Consider the following 17,056-nt stretch of genomic DNA (forward strand, 5'->3'; position numbering starts at 1 on the left):
CTGCAACCTGAGTCAATCTTGACTTTGGCGAGTGCTCCAGTCGGCATTAAAGGGGACAAAGTGATCGGGCCCCTGTCTGCTAGCTTGCCTGCATGGGAAGCAGACGAAGCGGTCTCCTCGGGATGGCCGCGCTCGGGATCGCGATCGCAACCACGCTCGCCGGGTGCAGCGACGGAACGCCTGGCTCGGATCGCACGCCGGTGATGGCGTCGTCACCGTCTCCCGCAGCGAAGATGTCGGCCGATCAGAAGGCTGCGCTGTCCGACAAGAGGGTCTCCTACGACGAGTATCTTGACGGGTGGAATCGTTACGTGGCGTGTGAGGCCGACGCAGGTTACACGGTGACCAAGACTGACGAGACGAACCAGGTGATCATGGGGCAGGTGCCTGATGGGGCCGTAAGGTCTGGTGTGGACGCGAGATGTTACGACGCCGAGTTCGCGCAGATCGACACGATCTGGCAGGTCTCTCGTGAGGACACGTCACCTCAGGCGAACGCGTTCCGAGAGTGCCTCGAAGCGCACGACGTGAAGCCGGCAAAGACCGAGCGCAAGATGATCGAGCAGCTCGAATCCAACGGTATTGATCGCGACGCTTGCCGCGACCGGTACATGCCGTGACCCTGGGTCGCTCTAGACTGCGCGGGCGTTCGTGGGGCGTTCGCTACGTCTTGCCCCTGATTGGTATCTGGTTGGTCGCGGCGCTGATCGCCGCTGGAACTATCTACGTAGCGCCGATTGTTCAAGCTCGGGACGTCGACCAATCAGGTCCCACCTTCGTGCGTGTTGGGTTACGCGAGGACGCAGAACGCACCAGCGTCAATGTGAAGGTGACGCCGCGGGCTCCTGAGGAAGTGCATGGATCCGTCGACGGTGTGGTGACCGCGGTGAAGGTCGCTGTCGGCCAGGCGATTTCGACGGGAACGCCGATGGTGACTGTCAGTGGGGTTACCGTTATCGGTTACGTCGCCGACGCTCCCTTGTATCGCCCCCTCGCCATGGGTGACACTGGCCCAGATGTAGTCCAGCTCTCCGGAATTCTCCACCAGATCGGTTACTTGACCGAGGCCGCAGCGGGATCCTCAACCTACGGCGCACCCCAGGTAGCCGCGGTGAAGCTTCTGCAGAGGGCCGCCGGCGCTCCCGTTGACGGGACCTTCACGTTGTCGCTCGTCGCCTGGGTCCCGACTACGAGTACCACGGTAAGCGAGATTCGTGCCGGCGTGGGCTCATCGGTGGCGGACGGAGCCGCTTTGGTTACGACGTCGGCAGAAGAGGACGCGGTCGCGGTGACGACCGCCGACGATCAGGCGGTGACCCCGATGTTCAGTGCGGGTGCGCTTGAGTTCAGCGCCGGAAGTCATCACAGCACCGTTAAGAGTCTCGACATGACGGGCGACGAAGTAACGGCCCTCGCTGCCGAACTGCGGGCCGCCGCCAATGCGAACGAAATCTCATCGCAGGCTCAAGGCAACGGCACTGTCTTCAACGGCGTAATTGTCTCCCTCGCAGATCCCCGCCGTGTGGGTGTGGTCCCGTCCAGCGCGCTTTTCGTGGCGCGCAGTGGCGGGTTCTGCGTATTCGAGCAGAAGGGAAACACTGTGCGGGCGGCCAAGGTGCAGGACCCTGGGAGTGTTGACGGGGAGCTAGGCAGCACAGCCGTTTCGGCCGACCTCTCCGGGCAGGAGATCGCGCGGTACCCCAATGCGCTCACGTCCTCGGAGCGCTCGAAGTGCATGTGACGGTCGCGGACGGGTCTTTGCTTTTTGGTGATCGAAGCGTTTTCCAGGACGTCCAAGCACGTTTCGATTCCGGGATGGTGTCGGCGATCGTAGGCCCCTCAGGGTCTGGCAAATCGAGCCTCCTCGCCTGCATCGCCGGCGAGATGGCATTGACGACCGGCACGATTGAGGTGGCCAGGGACGGGAACAACGAACCTCCGAACCCGACGGATGTGGTCTGGGTCCCTCAGGGTTCCAACGCGTTGGGTTCACGGTCGGCGATGGACAATGTCATGATCGGACCACTTGCGGAGGGCCGTTCTCCCGAGGCGGCGGCCCAGCTCGCGCAAGATGCGCTGCACCGGGTGGGCTTGGCGTCCGTCGCCTATCAGCGAGCACGGACTCTTTCCGGCGGCGAGTTGCAGCGGTTGGCATTTGCGCGGGCGCTTTCGACGAATCGGCCCATCATCCTCGCCGATGAACCCTCCGCGAGTCTCGACGCGCAGAACACTCACGCCCTCGCCGGCCTCCTCGCTGAACTCCGACCTGCAGGGATCATCATCGTTGCCACCCACGATCCGATCTTGATCGATAGTGCCAGCCGCGTACTCGATCTGAGACGCGCATGAGACTGCGCCGCGATAGCTGGACATTCGCTGCCCTCGCGCGTGAGGCTTGGAAGACGTTGGTCGACGGGAGCTCGATTTTCTACGTGCTGCCTCTTGTCGCGGTCCTCGCCGGTATCACCGGCGGTGTCCTCGCACTGCATGCCTCAGCCGGCCTCGACCATCAACTTGTCGTGGCTGACCGCGCTGGCGCTAACGTCCTGACGGTCCGGTCCGCGAACCAACGCGACAAAATCAAGATCGGCAGACGTTCCTGCGAGGCGCTCGCGGCTTCCCCGGACATCGACGCAGCAGGCCTCGCCCTGCCGCTCCGCGACGTGTACGTCCCACAGCTCGGTAAGACGGTGCCCGTGATCGGTGCGAGCGCCTCGCTACTTCCCCAGCTGCAGTCCGCAGACGCCGTCGTCGGTTCGGCCATCACGAAGTCGAGCGCACTCACGCGGCTCAGGATCCCCGGAGCCGGACAGGCCCTACTGAGCATTCGAGGGAGGCCCCAGCCAGACGCCATCGGAACAAACTCGGCGATCGTCGTTCCCCTCAGCGTCCGCGTGCAGTCCGCGTCGACGTGCTTCGTGGTCGTGAACCCCTTGCGGAACGCTACCCGCGCAGCGCCAGTCGTGGTCGCAGAGCTCGACGTTGTCGGCGGCCCGGTCATCGCTCAGCCGGGGAGTGTTCCGACGTTCAATCCGGTAGACACCTTCACGGCGAGGCAAGACCAGTTCCTGCCGTTGGTGTTCGGCGGCGCCGGCGGGCTCATCTCCGCAGCACTAATCGCGACTCAGGGTTCGGCGTGGGCCGCCTACCGACTCAGTGGCACCTCCCGACGGTCACTCGCGACGATCTTCACGCTCCTATCCGCGATCCCCGGGGGCTTCTACGCAATTGCCGGGGTCGCCTTTACTGCGGTCGGAATGAGCGCCATGCACTCGCCAGGTGCTGTTGCCCTCGAGGTACTCGCTGGCGGGTGCGCCTGGACCCTCATTGGAGCTGCAGCTTCCCTGCTCGTCGTCGCGCGCCAGCCCACGAACCTCGCGAGGGACCGATAGGTCCGAGGTCTTCACACGCCCTCCTCTATGACTCCAAGTCGCACTGACTGCCGTGCCTGTGCGGCAGCCTGATCCTCGGCTGTGCAACTCGCGTCAACCGCAACCTCTGATCCGGTGTGCGTCTCTCCCTCAGTTGGGCGGCGCAGGCCGCCAGCGGACGTAGCCGGACCACAGGCGGCGGTACCGAAGGACGACGGAGGAACAGGCGTGGTTCAACCAAGATTGCCGATCGTCGGCGAATCCATCATCGATTCCGCCGTCTCCGTCAAGCTCGTGTGTGGCGCGCACCCCGAATACCTCAGCCTCAAATCCCGTGAACTACGCTGCAGCTTTAGCCGAGCTGAAGCACCAGGTGAGGGATGCGCAGTTCACGGCACAGCGGAGGCTGAACCCCAAGTTTGTGCGCCTGTATCGGCCGATCGGGTCATCGATTCCGCAGCGGCAGGAGGTTCAGCGGGGGATCAAGGTCATCGACGTGTCGCCGAGGATCTGCGTGCGGACTTCCGGGGATGAAGGGTTTCTCGCGTGCGAATTTCTTCTACATGCTCCGTGTCGCTGCGGCTTAGCCGAGCGAGCAACTTGTGCAACAGCTTGTTGAGTAGCTTCCCCGGGGGCATCACGGTGCTCCTCAACCGTCTCGATGACAGGGGATCCTGGGAGTGATACGCCGAGCGGGCCGTGCACCATGGGTGGTCTTGGAACGTCCTCGAGCACCACATCCGCACTGACGCGCATAGCCGCTGGGAGGCGGCGCCGTCGAAGTTCGCCGCGACGCTGCCTGCAGGGGAGTCGGATCTGTGCAGCAGATCACGAAGGACCCGTGCGTCCTTTGACGGGTAGTTTCCTTTTTCAGATAGTTTGTTTGCAAACGCCGCTGACGGCTGACCCTCGAACGACGCTCGGAGGCGGACAAGAAAAAGGAGAGACGCGCTCAAAGGCGCGCCTCTCCGATCTCTTCAGCTATGAATGGTCCGCCGTTCGTTGCGCCCGACGTTCGCGCGCTTCGGCGTCCTGACGCTTCTGTGTCGGTCCCTTCTTGAGGGATCCCCACACTGCGGTGCCGATCAAAATGAACGTAACAACAAGCACGATCGGGATGAAGCCCGGGAGCAGCAGCATTAGGTTCCCCTCGAGACCACGTTTGGGTCTAACTCTACCGATCCTACTCCGTCTGGGTGATCAGTAGTTGGTCGTCCAGGCCCTCGACGTCGTCACCCGGAGAGAGACGTAGAGGTCCTCGCTTGAGCCGAGGCTAGTTGACTTGTACAGGGCGTGCTCCTGTGCGTAAGCCTCGATGGATCCGTTCTGCTTCTTCCGCTTGATGCTGACAGTCGGCGCTGCGACGAGGTTGCCGTACTTGACGACTGCGTTGGGCTTGTTCGCGGTGTCGATCTGGGCACCACCGGTGTAGCGCTCGTAGGTTGCGTTGAACCAGAGGTCGTACGGCCCGGTGGCAATCTCGACCTTGCAGTTGGACTCGACGACGTAGCCCCCACCGTTGGACTCCTTGCAGCCTGTGATCTGCTGCGGCTGGAGCGAGCGTGTGCCCGCTTTCGCGCCTGCGCTGGTGGTTTCAGGCGTCTCGAGCGAGGTAACCGCGACGGAACCGTCTGGGTACACGGAACGGCTCACGAGCTCCGTCGACGTTTCCACGCTAGTGCTACTCGTCGGCTGGACGGATTGTGACATCGAATCCAGGAGCTTGCCGCTGTCGAGCTTGGCGATGAGCGCGTCTTGTGTTGCCGAGGAGATGCCTTGGCTGGTGAACCAGTCACGGAGCGCGGTCTGGTCTTGACCGGAGGTTGCGGCGGTAGCGGGAGCTGCGCTGAACATGCCGACGACGAGCGTGCCGGCGATGGCGGTAGCGATGGCGATCTTCTTGGTTCGGTTCGTCGTGTTCACCAGGAGCCTCCCTTGGTGCTGATCGCCTTGTTGCTGCCGACCTTGAGGGAGAGGCTTGCCGTAAACGACCCGCCGCCCCTTGAGGAGTTGTAGACCGTGGTGGCGGTCGCAGTTGCCGGTCCCGACGCGTTCTCGTTCTTCTTGGTGATCTTCAGAGATGGTGTCGGTGCCGTGCCGGCAATCGCGTACGCGTAGGGTGCGGAGACTTCGTTGATGAGATCGTTGTTGCTGCCCTGCACGATGTCGTACGTGGCGTGGAAGGCGACCTGCAGGAAGCTGTTGTCCGCCGCTACGACACAGTTGTTATACCGAGTGTCGTAGTGGCTTGGTGTGGTGCTGGCGCACTGCCCCACCGACTGAGCCGTCACGGCTCGACGGGAGACACCGGCGCTGTTGCCGGTGTTCGGGTTCTGGATTTCCGTCTCGGAGATCGAACCATCCGCGAAGACCGACTGTGTGACGGTGAAACCGTCACGCTGCAGGGTCGTCATCGAGGTCGGTGTCTGACCTTCACGCATCGAATCCATCAGCGTGCCGCTGAGGAACTGGTCGATCAGCGGGTCGTAGGTCGTTTCGGGGACGCCGCGTGCGGCGTACCAGTCGCGCATGTGTGCCGAGACTGCAGCGTCATCGCTTGCAGCGGAGGCGGAGACGGCGGGAACGAGCGTGAGGCCAGCGACGGTACAAACCGTTGCCGCCGCGACGCTCAAGCGCTTCCAACGTGACTTCAGAACCATTCGGAACTCCTATTCGCTTGGCGGGTTGCCCCGCAGGAACCAGTATTTGATTGCGTCGCGTTCGGGAGCATCAACCTCTTGGCCGTAGACAGAGGGGTCTATTTGCGTTACCGTAGGGTTGGTATGCCCGCGTTGCGCGGGCTCTTGGGTTGGGGGGTCCAGTGTCAGGAACGACAACGATGCGAAGCGCACAGCGACGTGTATCGCTTCTGGCGGTTGCAGGGCTTGTTCTTGCCTTCCTCTTCGCACCGGCAGGTCTCATAGTCAGCGTCGTCGCGCTTGCGCGGCTCCGGCCGACAGGAGGGCTGGCATTCGTCTTGGTGTTTGTCGGACTCGTTGTCGGAGCCGTTGGCTCCATGCTGCTGCTTTGGTGGTGGGCGACCCAAGGTCAGTTCCTTGTTAGTCCACCCCGTTATGCCAACTACTGACCGGTGTCGGCTTTCCGCGCTCTCGAAGACGGCTTTGCGCTAGCGGCGACTGTCGGGGCACTGCATCGTATTGCGAACTTCATTACCGGTCAGGACCACGAGAAAGCGCTTGAACTGCGCGACGAAGCGATTCGGCTAGCTGGCGCGCACCTCTCCGCACACAAGCTCGCGGACACCGCAGGAGTCCCGCTAGAACTCGTCATGGCGGTTCTGTGTAGCTGAGGCCCATGCGTGACGGAAGGAGCGTCTTGTGAAGAACGGCTGGCATCCATCGGGGGGGGGGTCCCTTGCGTTGCAACGGTAACGCGCATGGGTAGTGTCTCTGTGCTCATCGGCGTCGCCGACAACGCGCCCTCGGCAGGCTCACCCCGGTGCCGTTTGAGATGATTTACACCGCCGCAACGCGGCGTAATCGCTACAACCCCAACCGTCAACCAAAGTCGGGGCAGACCCGACCAAGCTCGCGGCTTGGCTTTGGCGGGCCTGGGTGAAGCGCAGACGGCAAGCTGGTGGGACAGCGACCCGATCGGCCGGTCGTGTTCAGTTGGGCAGGTTGTGGCGGAGGTCGTACCCTGTGTCGGCGAGGAACTGGAGACGGTTTCGCACTTCCTCGAGGGACGCTGCGTCTTCGTCGTTGCGCAGGTCGGCGCGGAGGAGCGTGTTGGCGGTGATGATGTCGTCGGTGCGGTCTGCGTAGCCGGCGGCTGCTGCGGTGAGGAAGATGGTGGGGTCTGCTGGCCGGATGAGTTCGGTGCCGGAGTAGCCGACGGTGTCGGGTTCGAACCCGAGCGCTGGCATGTCGAGTTCCTGTTCGGTGAACGCGACGAGCCGGTACGGCATCGCACGTTTGCTGATCGCCGGGTAGCCGGGCCGTTCCGAGATTCCGCGGCCGGAGATGCGGCAGCCCGCCTCGATGAGCCGTTCTGATTGCTTGATGAGTGGCAGGTCGGATGTCCACCGGGTCCTGACACCGCCCGGTCCCGGATAACAGGCGATCGCAAAGTCCACCAGCCCACCCACCTGCCGTGACTCCCACCCGATCCGGGTGCGGTGCACGCGATTGCCGAGGCGTGCCAGCGCGTCGTCCACCTGCCCAGCAGTTAGCCCGGCCCACACCAGTCCGTCGAAGGTGGAGCCGTTGACCGCGAGCATTCGTGCGACTGCGAAGGTGACGTAGATGGGGGCGGCGTCCTTCCATCGTTCCTTCGTCCCGAGTATCTGCTTGCCGTCGATCCATACGCGGCGGCGGTCGACGTCGACCAGCACCACCGATGCGGTTTGTTCCGCGAGCGCGATTTGCGTGGCGGTGACGGTCCGTGGTGCCAGGAGGAGCAGTTCCGCGTCGTTCGGGTCGTCGTTGCGGGGGCGTTGGGTGAGGGTGGGGAGGCGTGCGCGGCGGCCGTCGGCGAGGCGGATCGTGTCGTGCGACTCCACGACCGCGCGAAGCCCGGCGAGTTTCAGGACGGTGAGGGTGTTGGTGAGGTCGGTGGTGTCGCCCAGCCCGTACGGCAGCGTGAGCTGCGGTCGGCCGCTGTATGCGGCGTTGACCCATTCGAGCCCAGGCATCAGCAGCTGCGGCCCTCCGAGGTGTCGGGTTGGGTGAGGGCGATGAGCCAGCGGGTTTCTTCGAGGAACGGTTCCCACCCGTCGCGGGTGTCGCCGTGGGCTGGTTCGCAGATGTTGCCGGTGTCGGTGCTGCGAATGATGACCTGCCGCAGCTCGCTGCTGGGCGGGTCGCGGAAGAACACCTGCCCGTGCACCCCGGTCACGTCGTAGGCGACGTTCAGGAGGAACAGGTCCGGGCGGCTGCTCATGGTCGCCACCGTCGTCCGCGGAACAGGGCGATGATCGTCGTCAGCGGTCGTCCTTCCCGCATCCAGTCGAGCGGTGTCAGGATCCGGTTGTCGACGGTGAGGAAGTCGAGGGGTGTGGTCATGAACTCGGTCATTGCGGCCGCGTCGAGGAGTGGTTGGGGTGCTGCCGCGTAGAGGACGTCGAGGCCGGGCAGCAGTGAGGACGGGTCACCGAACTCGGGGAGTGCGGGTCGGACGAGTTGCCAGTCGGGGATGCGTTCTTCCCCGTCGAGGTCGAAGCTCGTCAGCCGGTTCGCTTCGAACAGCTCACCGACCTCGTCGATGCTGATCTGCAGTGCGGCAGCGACTTCTGGTTCGGTGAGGGTGGTGTTGAGGAGGTTCCGGCGGATCCGGGCTTGCGTGGTCTGCCACCAGTCCTCGGGAACGTCCGCCGGACCGACAGCACTGTGTGCGGGTTGGCGCGGGATTTGTCGGCCTTCGTCGGCGTAGGCGCTGAGTTGTTCGCGGGTGACTTCTCCGCGGGCGTACATCCATAGCTGCGACTGCCACGGCATGTCGTCCGGGAACCCTTCCAAGTAGCCCGAGTGAATGACCGCCCGAACCGCTTTCTCCCGTCGCGCAATCTCGGAGGCGGGGATGAGGAGGGTCTGCACGATGCGGTTCGCTTCCCGCACCGCCGGCACCGTCAGGTCGGACAGGACCGTGTTGTTCTTGTCGTAGAGCTCGTACCCGGGCTCGACGTCGGTGGGGCGGACGAGGATCTGCGCCAGGTGCGCGTCCGGATTCTCGGTGTCCTCGAGGAGCACGTGCCCCCAGAGGATCCGGTCGTTCGACAAGTGCAGGGACACCAAACGCATCATCAGCAACTACCTCCAAAGCAATGGGCGTGAGCAGGGCAGGTCAGGGCTGCGGGAACTCGGCCCCGGTGCGGCCGATGCGCTCCGGTGTGTAGCGGAGGAGGAACCGCATGATGCGATCCGCCTCGACCATCGCCAGCACCGCCGGATCCTGACCGTGCGGGTCGACATTCGTGAGCCGGAACCAGGGCGGTTCGTCGACGTTGTCGATGAGGACCGTCGGCGGTGGAGCGCCGGTGTGGTCGGGGTCGGTGAACATGACGGCGCCGAAGAACCGCGCGTCGTCGTAGGCCAACGTCAGCGACAACAGCTGCAGCATCAGCCCACCCCGCCCTCACCGCTGCCGGGGTGCCACCGAAGGTCGTGGGCGAGATCGGACCGGAAGTGCAGCAGCTGCCGCAACCCGTTCACCGCATCCGTGTTCGCGGTAACCCAGCTGTCCTCGTAGAGGACGTGCGCGGTGATGAAGTCGTCCGTGCAACATCCGTCCGCGCCGGTCAGGACGGTGGTGTCCTGCGGGATGACGACCGACACCGTCGCCTCGTTCACGGTGGCGGGCTCGTAGCCGAGCGAGGCCATGTCGGGGTGGTGGGCGAAGAACGCCGTCAGCCGGTTCGGCGGGACGATGACGCCGGACTGCTGCGCCGCCCACCGATCCGACATCACCCCACCCAGCGCAATCAGCTGGTCCGCCTGCTCGTCGATGGTCGTGTCGCGGCGCCAGCAGGTTCGTACGCCGCCGTAACCCGGGTACGCCGCGAAGGCCCAGTCGCACAGGGCGGCGCGGTCGGCTGCTTCCCACCCGATCGGCGTGAAGAACACGTGTGTCCCGAGAGCAGGCATCGCGGCACGCACAACATCAAGTGGAATGCCGATGCGGTCCGCAATAGCGCGGCTGCCGCCGCCGTGGAGGGCGATGGCGCGGGCGATCGCGAACACGGTCCGCCACCCTGGGGTCGCTTCCCGTTGCATCGACGTGCTGGACAGCTGCCGCCCGTCAGCCCACACCCGCCCGCGTTTCCCGTTCACGACCACCAGGTCGGGGTATCGGCGCACCAGTGACAGCACCCCGCCCTCGGACCTGCCGGGCAGGAGGATCACATCATTCACCCGGCCCTCGCCGCCGTCGCCGTCGGTGACGGTGGTGGTCGGGTCCGGGGTGGCGAGAAGCGCCGTGCGGCCGTCGTCGAATCGGAGCCGGTCGAACGTCTCCACGCGTGCGGTCAGCCCGGCAGCAGCGAGGGCGGTGAGGGTCTCGGTGATGTCGATCGTGTAGCCAAGCCCGAACGGCAGCGACAGCATCGACTGCTCATGCCGGATGGTCCGCACCCACTGCCGGTCAGACATCAGCCGCACCAGCCGCTTCAGGACCACGCCCCACCGCACGAAGCTTCGACAGTGCGTCCATCACTTGAGTCGCTGCCTCACGCAGCGGGTCCGCAGGATCCGACAATGGTGTTCCGTTCAGGAGCGTGAACACCCACCCGTCTTCGCTGGTGCGGACGTTGACGGTCCGCTGCAGGATCTTCGGCCCGGTGGAGTTCGTGAACGTCATTCCGGCCAACGTCGGCCAGATCCCGGCGTCGAACTGCGCCGACAACGACAGCAGCCGCAACGGCACCGGCTCGAATCGCAGCGCCGCCCCACGCTCAGGCATCGCCAGCCAACCGTGGGTCGTCTTCGGAGAGCCGCTCGAACCCGAGCCCTGATGCGTCGAGGATGGCGTTCTCTGACTCTTCGGTGGCTACGAACGACCCGATTTGCGCGTTGATCGCGACAAGAGTCCCGATCCGACTCCGCGCGTCCAACACGACCGCGGCGACCTCCTCAGCCGTGCAGTCAGACGTGAGCTCCGGCTTCGATGGGTGCAGGGCAGGGAACTCGAGTTGCTGCACCGGCGGGTGCCACTTCACACCGATGCGCAGCACACGGCCGTCGGTGTCGTTGCGGTAGAACATCGACCCGAACGGGTGCCCCATGTCGAGCGTGAGGTCCGCACCGTACAGCGTCCAACCCTTGGCCGCGTAAGCGGGATCCCAACGCTGGACGGTGAGAGCACGGAGCCCCATCTTTAGGCCCGGGATCAGCGCCTGGCCGTCCTGCAGTTCGGCGTAGAGGGCCTGGAGGTTCGGGGGACTCTGGTCGCGCAGGTCCGATAACGGGATGCGCGCCATGCCACGAATCGCGGCGAGCTGCTGACGCTGCTTCGCGGTCAGCGCCGTCTCGTCGGGGCTGCCATTCACGAAGCAGACCCGTCACCGGTCTCGGCAGTCCTCTCGGGACGCCCCGACGGACTGGTGATGGCACTCCTGGTGTGACTCGCGATGCGACGCATGTTGCGCACGCTACGAGGCCCGCGCCACTCATAGGGCCGATCGAGCGGCGCCGAGTCCACCAGCAGGAAAACCCGTCGCCGCCATGCGCTTCAGCGACTCCCGAGTCCCGGTCCGAACTCCCGGCCCGGACTCCCCACTCCTGGGGTCAGAAAACGCCGAACAGGCAACATTCTGGCCCACGAACGAGGGGCAAAACGGCTCCTAGAGCCCCAAATCAGGTCCGCGAACAGTGTCGGCGCCCCGCTCGCAAGCACGAGCTCGCATAGGGGTGGCACAAGCGAGCAACCGCCTCGCTCCGACCTGAAGGACACCACCGTGGACCGCAACCTCACCATCAGCAACACCCCCATCACGACCTGCACGCAGACGACGCACCACATCCACAGCGTCGAGGAGCTGCAGCAGCTGCGCATCGCCCTCCGCCGAGCCGACCGCCGAGGCCGGCAGGAGTTCACCTGCCCGATGATCCGTGCCTGGCGCCGTCAGTTCGTCGACACCTACGCGGTGGACGCCACGTTCACCCCGAGCGATGCGTCGCAGTCGGACAAGACGGAGCTGCACGGCAGCCGCGTGCTGGAGGCCGACATCCAGGTCGGCAACGTCCTGGTGCGCTGGCACTGCGACGGATGGCCCGTCGCCACGCCCCGCACCGCGGGGGAGACCAACCTGGACGGAGATGCGCTGCAGCCGGCCCCGACGCCAGCGCCGAACGACCCGAACTGCTTCGGGTACGCGCACCGTGTCCCCGCCGCGATGCTTCCGCCCACCCGCAAGTACGACCACCTCGAGGGTGCCCAGTGGCGCTCCACGCGGAACCTCATCGAGCAGCAGAACGCCGACCAGCAGAGCGTTGAACACTGGGCCTCGAACGCGTCTACGCCGAGTCAGTGGAGCTACCTGCCGGGTGTCAGCCAGCGCGTCCAGCTCGACGCGACCCCGTCGCACGCTGCGGACAACTCGACCGGCTCCCGCGAGTCGAACTACAAGCCCGGCTGGTACGACCAGCGACCGGCGACGGCGTTCCGACACGCGCCTTGGGTCATCGAGCTGATCGTCATGAAGCGCGACGCGTCCGAGTCTGAGCCGAGCCTCCTCGACCCTGACCTCCTCGACTGAGTCTCGTCGCCAGCGACGACCGCCTGCGGTGACGGTGTGGCCGCTGTCGGCCAGCCGCGCAGGGCCGTCGAAGCGCCGCTCACCATTGGTGAGCGGCGCTTCGTCATGCCGGCGACGCGTTACGGCCCGGGCCTGGTTCCCCCAGCTGAGAGTGCAAGATTGAAAGGAGGAGACGTCTGCTCTCGTGGTGATCCTCCAGCTGCTGCACCGACGTCGGTTGCAATGGCGGTGAGATCGACCAGAGATCGCCAGCTTGCGACGTTCCGCGTCGAGCGCACTTAGTTGAAGGATCCACCCGCGGCCAGCATGTCACTGCCCATCACCCTGACGCAGCATCTCGCTGACATGCTGTGGCACACCGGCACCACGAGCACCCAGATCCTCCGGGAGCAGCGAGACCGCTTCGAGAGCGACCCCGCCTTGTCCGACCCAGACGACCCGATCTTCGCCGACGCGTAGCTGCGCTGGTGCCGCACCGCCGCCGACGCGGTCCTCCTCCTCGCCTACGAGCAAGCCGCCGGCCACGCCGCCACCATGCTCTGGGACCTCGACCAAGACGAGCGCGTCGTCCTCAGCACACGCAGTCACGAGTAGACGTCGACGACCAAGCGGGAAGGGCTGCGCCTCGAACCGCAGCACGAGTCCGATGAACCCGACTGCCTGTATGGGCCCGCTGGACCCTGCGCGTGCGGCCACCGCCCGGTTGACCGAATGAGCGTTATCGGCGCCGACTGCTGATGAAGTGCGTTTGCGCCGACGAAGTCTCGTTGAAGATCACTGGTGCCGCGTGCGGATGTTAGGCCGCCGATGTGTGAGGCAGGCGGAGCAAGGCAAAGCGCTCACACCGTCGTTCCGGTACTCGCAGTTCGGACAAGACCACCACCTTGCTCCTTCCGCTGTCTCGAGGTCGGCGCCCGCCGCAACGCGAATCGACCAGTCGTCGTCCTGAAAGCATCTTGCGAGCAGTTCGTGAGCGTTCGGGCTCCCCGCCAAGACGAACGCCGCATGCGCAGCCGCGAGGCGCACCGCTGGGCGTTCCCGGGCAAGCATGTCGACAGCTGTGCGCGCTTCGTCTGTTGAAGTTCCAATGACGGACAGCGCGACGTTGTGAGCAGCGTCGGCGCTCAGATTGGCGTCTTCCATGTCATCTGCGATGGCCAGCCCGTGCTCACCGCGGAGGACGTACTTGAGGGCCGCGTTACTGAAGTGCGGGATAGGTGATCGCAGCAGCTTTTCTACGCGCCGCCGGTCGTCGTCGGTGAACCGGCCTGGGTCAGCTGTTGGTGATTTCGTGTCGCGGCAGAGCAAGAATAAGGCTCGAGTCAGGTCGTCCCAGTCAAGGCTCAGCGCGTAGCAAGCGTCGGATCTGATCGCGGACCAGTCGGCCCCCGTGGCGGTGACCGCGAGGTCGAGCCAATCGTGCAGTTCGACAGGGTCCGCGTCGACAAGTTGCGAGCTTTCGGGGAGGCCGAGTTCACCGACCGTTGTCGATTGTAGAAGAGCGGCCAATGCACTGAGACGCCATCGCTCCGAAGTGATCGGGCTTGCATTGGGTGCTGCGATCGGGAGAAGTAGCCACTCGAATGATAGGTACGCATCGTGTGACCGCAGCCCGCGCAAGTCGAACCCATTCGTGTGACGTTCTGGCTCCGGGTCGACGTACCCACGCGCTTTGAGCGCGGCTGTGCCGCGTTCGTAATCGTTGGACGCACTGCGCCACAACGCATCGAATACCCAGGAAACTTGCGCTGGACTCAGCACAATGTTCGATTGAGCGATCCGCGTGGCAAGCGCATCGATACCGGCTCCGAGACGATCGGACCCATCGATCATGAGCGCTCCGGTTCGCGTGTCGTATTGTGCTGGACCGGAGGGCTTGCGAGCGACCGCGGTAGCGTTCATCGTTTGCAAGACAGCGTCAGGCAACTCCGTCTCAGCGTCAGCGTCAGCATCTGCGACAGCGGCGATGGCTGCGAGGACTCGGCGATGTTGCATTGCCGGCACGAGGGCATCGAGCGCTGCATCTCGCTGCTCTCGTTCTGACGGGTCGACGGGAAGCGAGGCGGCCGATTCGATGATGTCGTCCCTGAGCATCCCGGCCCGTCGAAGCTGCTCCGGCAAAGTTCCCCCTCCGATATGGGACGGCATGGACGGTGCCGCGGTGAGGAGGTCCTCCTGGAGTGCCGCGATATCAAGCATTCCGACACCGCGCTCTCTGATCCATGTAACGAGTACCCGCGTCGCTTCAACGGTTGTGTCTGTCGGGCTTCGGAGACGTTCCTGGATGGCACCGAGGAGTCCGGGTACCAGTGCTGCGGCGAGAAGGACCGCTTCGCGTCGTCCTTCTACCTGCAGGGCCGTGTCCAACCATTCGCCGAAGCGGTCAGGCGCGCACCCGTTCAGCCAGAGTGCGTCGGTGACGTCGGCCCAGCGTCGCGATCGAGCGCGGAGGTCGTCGCCTTCGCGGGTTAGGACGGCGGCTCGTTCGTCCCAGAACCAGATGAGCTGTGGAGCGATCGCGGACCGGATGGGCTGCGGTAGCTCCCACCGTTCAAGCGCGCTGACAGCGATCTCCTCGGCGGTGGCGAAGGGGAGCCTCTCGTCTGTGGCGAGCGCATGCCCCAAAGCAACGATGACGTCCAAGGCCATCTCGTCCCGGACTGCTGCATCCCAGCCGCCGGGGGGAGCGCCGGCGGTCCGCACGTCCCGTTGCAGGTGTGCGCGTTCTTGGATGACGACAGGGAGTAGGTCGCTGATTGAGGCTTCTATGATGCCGTGGCGAGCGACGTGGGAGGCCAGCAGGGACACGTGCATGGGGGTGTCGAGCAGTGCATCGGAGCCGCGGCCAGCGCGAGCCCCCTTCAGATACCACTCGGACCGCTTCGCAATCCATGCGCCGCGCTCGCTATCGGGGACGTTCTGCCTCCGGGCCTCATAGGACAAGATCGCGTCGACCGCCCGTTGCGCTCCGCCGCTGAAAACGAGGGTCGTGCGTTCGAATCCGAGTTCCTCGGCGTCAAAAACTGCCGCCGCTCCTGGCCGCGAGGTGACGACCCAGCCCACCTGGTTTGGTATCTGCTCGACCAGACGGCGCAGATCCGAAAGCACGCGCCCGAGCATTGCGAATGTTTCGTCCAAGCCGTCGATGAGGAATACCGCGTGACCACGGTGTACCGCCTCGACGATCGCGTCGACGACGTCAGAGTGATGTTCCGAGTTGGCGGCGGCCGCGGCAAGAGAAGCCAAGAGCTCAAGCGACAACCCTTCTCCTGTCTCAATCCGGTGAGCGACCGCCGCAAACCGGACCAACACGGGCAGAGGTGCTGAGGAATCGGATGACCAGCGCGCCGCCAGCTGCTCAAGCATCGTGCTTTTGCCCATGCCTGGGAGCCCACTGACCAGGAGCCGGCGTACCCGACGGGCGACCAGCGAAGCATCCTGCGGCAACGTTCGGTCCTTCACCTGGGGCCGATCGAGGTCCCAGTCCGAAAGTAAGTCGTCCACCGGAACCGTGGGCATACCTGGAACGAGCGTGGCCAAGTCGAGCAAGTCGGTACGGGCTGACAAGGCTGCTCGATAGCTTTTCTCGCACCTAAGTCGTAGCGCTTCTCGGCGGCCAGGTGGGCCGTTACGATCGGCGACGACTTCGAGGCCAGCGTCCTCCAGTGCGGTGACCCAGTCCTCTAGCGTGGTCCGTTCTTGCCGACGCGCTGCGACGGCGAATCTGCGTGCCAGTACCTCGAAGGCCGCCGCACCGCGTCCGTGCCCAACAAGTTCTTTGAGACGCTCTTCGGTGACCGTCCGTTGCAGGCCGTCGTCACCTGTGTCGCATGTGAAAAAGCGAGCCTGGCGGCGAAGCCGTTCGCGCAGGGACGTGTCCACGAGTTCAGCTACGTGAAGCACTTTCTCCGCGTTGGCCTGCGCTGCCTGGTTTGGGCGCTGTCCTCGAGAGCTCCGGTCGTAAGTGAAGACTGCTTGCGCGTCGACGATCGGACGGCTGAAGTGGGCCGACGCCATTACAACCTCGTCGCCGTCGTCAAGGACTTGTCGAGCCCACTGGGCCGCGGTCTTTCGGAAGGGCTCAGCGAGAGTCCCGCGAACCTTTGCCTGGATGAACCAGGTCGTCCCGTCCGACATCTCGCATCGGATGTCGTCCGTGGCGTCGGTAGTTTCTAGGTCGATCGCCGTCGGTACCGCTTCTAGGTCCGGAGCGACTTTCTCGGCGTACATCCCTGCGACCGCGAGATACGCGGCGACTCCCGCGCGGTGGTCACTACCGAGTTCGTTGCTCGCGCCCCCGCTCATACCTTGCCGTGCAGGCGCTTGCGCCGTTGGCTCACGCGAGACCCGCGCCCCGGTTGTCATCTCCTCACCCTAAGGCGCGGTCCGGCGCTCTCACCACCCACGCATGCGAACGGCGCGCGACTGGTTAGCCAATCAGGGAGACACTGACCGACCGATCGTTCCGGGATGA

The 17,056-nt window shown here is 64.8% G+C and carries 16 protein-coding genes; 6 read left to right on the plus strand and 10 right to left on the minus strand.

Going from position 1 to position 17,056, the window contains the following annotated elements; translation table 11 throughout:
• Window positions 1–92 precede the first annotated feature (92 nt).
• The 4 genes from DEI97_RS03625 to DEI97_RS03640 are packed head-to-tail and all read left to right on the plus strand — an operon-like array spanning window position 93 to window position 3,392.
• On the plus strand, window positions 93–620 hold the full coding sequence (locus DEI97_RS03625; RefSeq protein ID WP_146248202.1) for a hypothetical protein: 528 nt from the start codon (window positions 93–95) through the stop codon (window positions 618–620).
• A gap of 50 nt (window positions 621–670) precedes the next feature.
• Window positions 671–1,741, plus strand: coding sequence for a peptidoglycan-binding domain-containing protein (locus DEI97_RS03630; protein ID WP_146248203.1), 1,071 nt, complete (start codon window positions 671–673; stop codon window positions 1,739–1,741).
• On the plus strand, window positions 1,732–2,349 hold the full coding sequence (locus DEI97_RS03635; RefSeq protein WP_146248204.1) for an ATP-binding cassette domain-containing protein: 618 nt from the start codon (window positions 1,732–1,734) through the stop codon (window positions 2,347–2,349). Before DEI97_RS03630 ends, DEI97_RS03635 begins: the two co-directional genes overlap by 10 nt.
• Window positions 2,346–3,392: a hypothetical protein gene (locus DEI97_RS03640; protein ID WP_111075761.1), complete on the plus strand. Its 1,047-nt coding sequence runs from the start codon at window positions 2,346–2,348 to the stop codon at window positions 3,390–3,392. The genes DEI97_RS03635 and DEI97_RS03640 overlap by 4 nt, the downstream gene beginning before the upstream one ends.
• Before the next feature lie 1,179 nt (window positions 3,393–4,571).
• Here DEI97_RS03640 and DEI97_RS03645 read toward each other — a convergent pair.
• The 9 genes from DEI97_RS03645 to DEI97_RS03685 all read right to left on the minus strand — a co-directional run bounded on the left by DEI97_RS03645 (window position 4,572) and on the right by DEI97_RS03685 (window position 11,373).
• On the minus strand, window positions 4,572–5,294 hold the full coding sequence (locus tag DEI97_RS03645; protein WP_111075762.1) for a hypothetical protein: 723 nt from the start codon (window positions 5,292–5,294) through the stop codon (window positions 4,572–4,574).
• Window positions 5,291–6,031, minus strand: coding sequence for a hypothetical protein (locus tag DEI97_RS03650; protein WP_146248205.1), 741 nt, complete (start codon window positions 6,029–6,031; stop codon window positions 5,291–5,293). Before DEI97_RS03650 ends, DEI97_RS03645 begins: the two co-directional genes overlap by 4 nt.
• Before the next feature lie 968 nt (window positions 6,032–6,999).
• Window positions 7,000–8,103: a hypothetical protein gene (locus tag DEI97_RS03655; RefSeq protein WP_146248206.1), complete on the minus strand. Its 1,104-nt coding sequence runs from the start codon at window positions 8,101–8,103 to the stop codon at window positions 7,000–7,002.
• Window positions 8,025–8,273: a hypothetical protein gene (locus DEI97_RS03660; RefSeq protein ID WP_146248207.1), complete on the minus strand. Its 249-nt coding sequence runs from the start codon at window positions 8,271–8,273 to the stop codon at window positions 8,025–8,027. Before DEI97_RS03660 ends, DEI97_RS03655 begins: the two co-directional genes overlap by 79 nt.
• Window positions 8,270–9,121, minus strand: coding sequence for an antitoxin VbhA family protein (locus tag DEI97_RS03665; RefSeq protein ID WP_111075766.1), 852 nt, complete (start codon window positions 9,119–9,121; stop codon window positions 8,270–8,272). The genes DEI97_RS03660 and DEI97_RS03665 overlap by 4 nt, the downstream gene beginning before the upstream one ends.
• A gap of 52 nt (window positions 9,122–9,173) precedes the next feature.
• Window positions 9,174–9,449, minus strand: coding sequence for a hypothetical protein (locus tag DEI97_RS03670; RefSeq protein ID WP_111075767.1), 276 nt, complete (start codon window positions 9,447–9,449; stop codon window positions 9,174–9,176).
• Window positions 9,449–10,477, minus strand: a complete 1,029-nt coding sequence (locus DEI97_RS03675; protein WP_146248208.1) for a hypothetical protein — start codon at window positions 10,475–10,477, stop codon at window positions 9,449–9,451. The genes DEI97_RS03670 and DEI97_RS03675 overlap by 1 nt, the downstream gene beginning before the upstream one ends.
• Window positions 10,470–10,787, minus strand: a complete 318-nt coding sequence (locus tag DEI97_RS03680) for a hypothetical protein (RefSeq protein WP_058741009.1) — start codon at window positions 10,785–10,787, stop codon at window positions 10,470–10,472. The genes DEI97_RS03675 and DEI97_RS03680 overlap by 8 nt, the downstream gene beginning before the upstream one ends.
• The gene (locus DEI97_RS03685) at window positions 10,780–11,373 is read right to left on the minus strand and encodes a hypothetical protein (protein WP_111075769.1); all 594 of its coding nucleotides are present in this window, start codon (window positions 11,371–11,373) and stop codon (window positions 10,780–10,782) included. The genes DEI97_RS03680 and DEI97_RS03685 overlap by 8 nt, the downstream gene beginning before the upstream one ends.
• Window positions 11,374–11,781: 408 nt before the next feature.
• Between DEI97_RS03685 and DEI97_RS03690 the strand changes: the two genes are divergently transcribed.
• Both DEI97_RS03690 and DEI97_RS03695 read left to right on the plus strand, forming a co-directional pair.
• Window positions 11,782–12,582, plus strand: coding sequence for a hypothetical protein (locus DEI97_RS03690; RefSeq protein ID WP_111075770.1), 801 nt, complete (start codon window positions 11,782–11,784; stop codon window positions 12,580–12,582).
• Between the two features lie 306 nt (window positions 12,583–12,888).
• Window positions 12,889–13,041 carry a hypothetical protein gene (locus tag DEI97_RS03695; RefSeq protein WP_181439321.1) on the plus strand — a complete coding sequence of 51 codons (153 nt, stop codon included), beginning with the start codon at window positions 12,889–12,891 and terminating at the stop codon, window positions 13,039–13,041.
• A gap of 315 nt (window positions 13,042–13,356) precedes the next feature.
• Here the strand turns inward: DEI97_RS03695 and DEI97_RS03700 are convergent, their stop codons facing one another.
• Window positions 13,357–16,947, minus strand: a complete 3,591-nt coding sequence (locus DEI97_RS03700; protein ID WP_111075771.1) for an NACHT domain-containing protein — start codon at window positions 16,945–16,947, stop codon at window positions 13,357–13,359.
• Between the last annotated feature and the right edge of the window lie 109 nt (window positions 16,948–17,056).

The sequence above is a fragment of the Curtobacterium sp. MCLR17_032 genome, assembly GCF_003234795.2.
Classification (GTDB): Bacteria; Actinomycetota; Actinomycetes; order Actinomycetales; family Microbacteriaceae; genus Curtobacterium.

Excerpts from the sequence above, each read along its gene's own strand:
- DEI97_RS03625 (WP_146248202.1), top strand. The coding sequence starts at position 93 with ATGGGAAGCAGACGAAGCGGTCTCCTCGGGATGGCCGCGCTCGGGATC.
- DEI97_RS03640 (WP_111075761.1), top strand. The coding sequence starts at position 2,346 with ATGAGACTGCGCCGCGATAGCTGGACATTCGCTGCCCTCGCGCGTGAG.
- DEI97_RS03650 (WP_146248205.1), bottom strand. The coding sequence starts at position 6,031 with ATGGTTCTGAAGTCACGTTGGAAGCGCTTGAGCGTCGCGGCGGCAACG.
- DEI97_RS03660 (WP_146248207.1), bottom strand. The coding sequence starts at position 8,273 with ATGAGCAGCCGCCCGGACCTGTTCCTCCTGAACGTCGCCTACGACGTG.
- DEI97_RS03670 (WP_111075767.1), bottom strand. The coding sequence starts at position 9,449 with ATGCTGCAGCTGTTGTCGCTGACGTTGGCCTACGACGACGCGCGGTTC.
- DEI97_RS03675 (WP_146248208.1), bottom strand. The coding sequence starts at position 10,477 with ATGTCTGACCGGCAGTGGGTGCGGACCATCCGGCATGAGCAGTCGATG.
- DEI97_RS03680 (WP_058741009.1), bottom strand. The coding sequence starts at position 10,787 with ATGCCTGAGCGTGGGGCGGCGCTGCGATTCGAGCCGGTGCCGTTGCGG.
- DEI97_RS03695 (WP_181439321.1), top strand. The coding sequence starts at position 12,889 with ATGTCACTGCCCATCACCCTGACGCAGCATCTCGCTGACATGCTGTGG.
- DEI97_RS03700 (WP_111075771.1), bottom strand. The coding sequence starts at position 16,947 with ATGACAACCGGGGCGCGGGTCTCGCGTGAGCCAACGGCGCAAGCGCCT.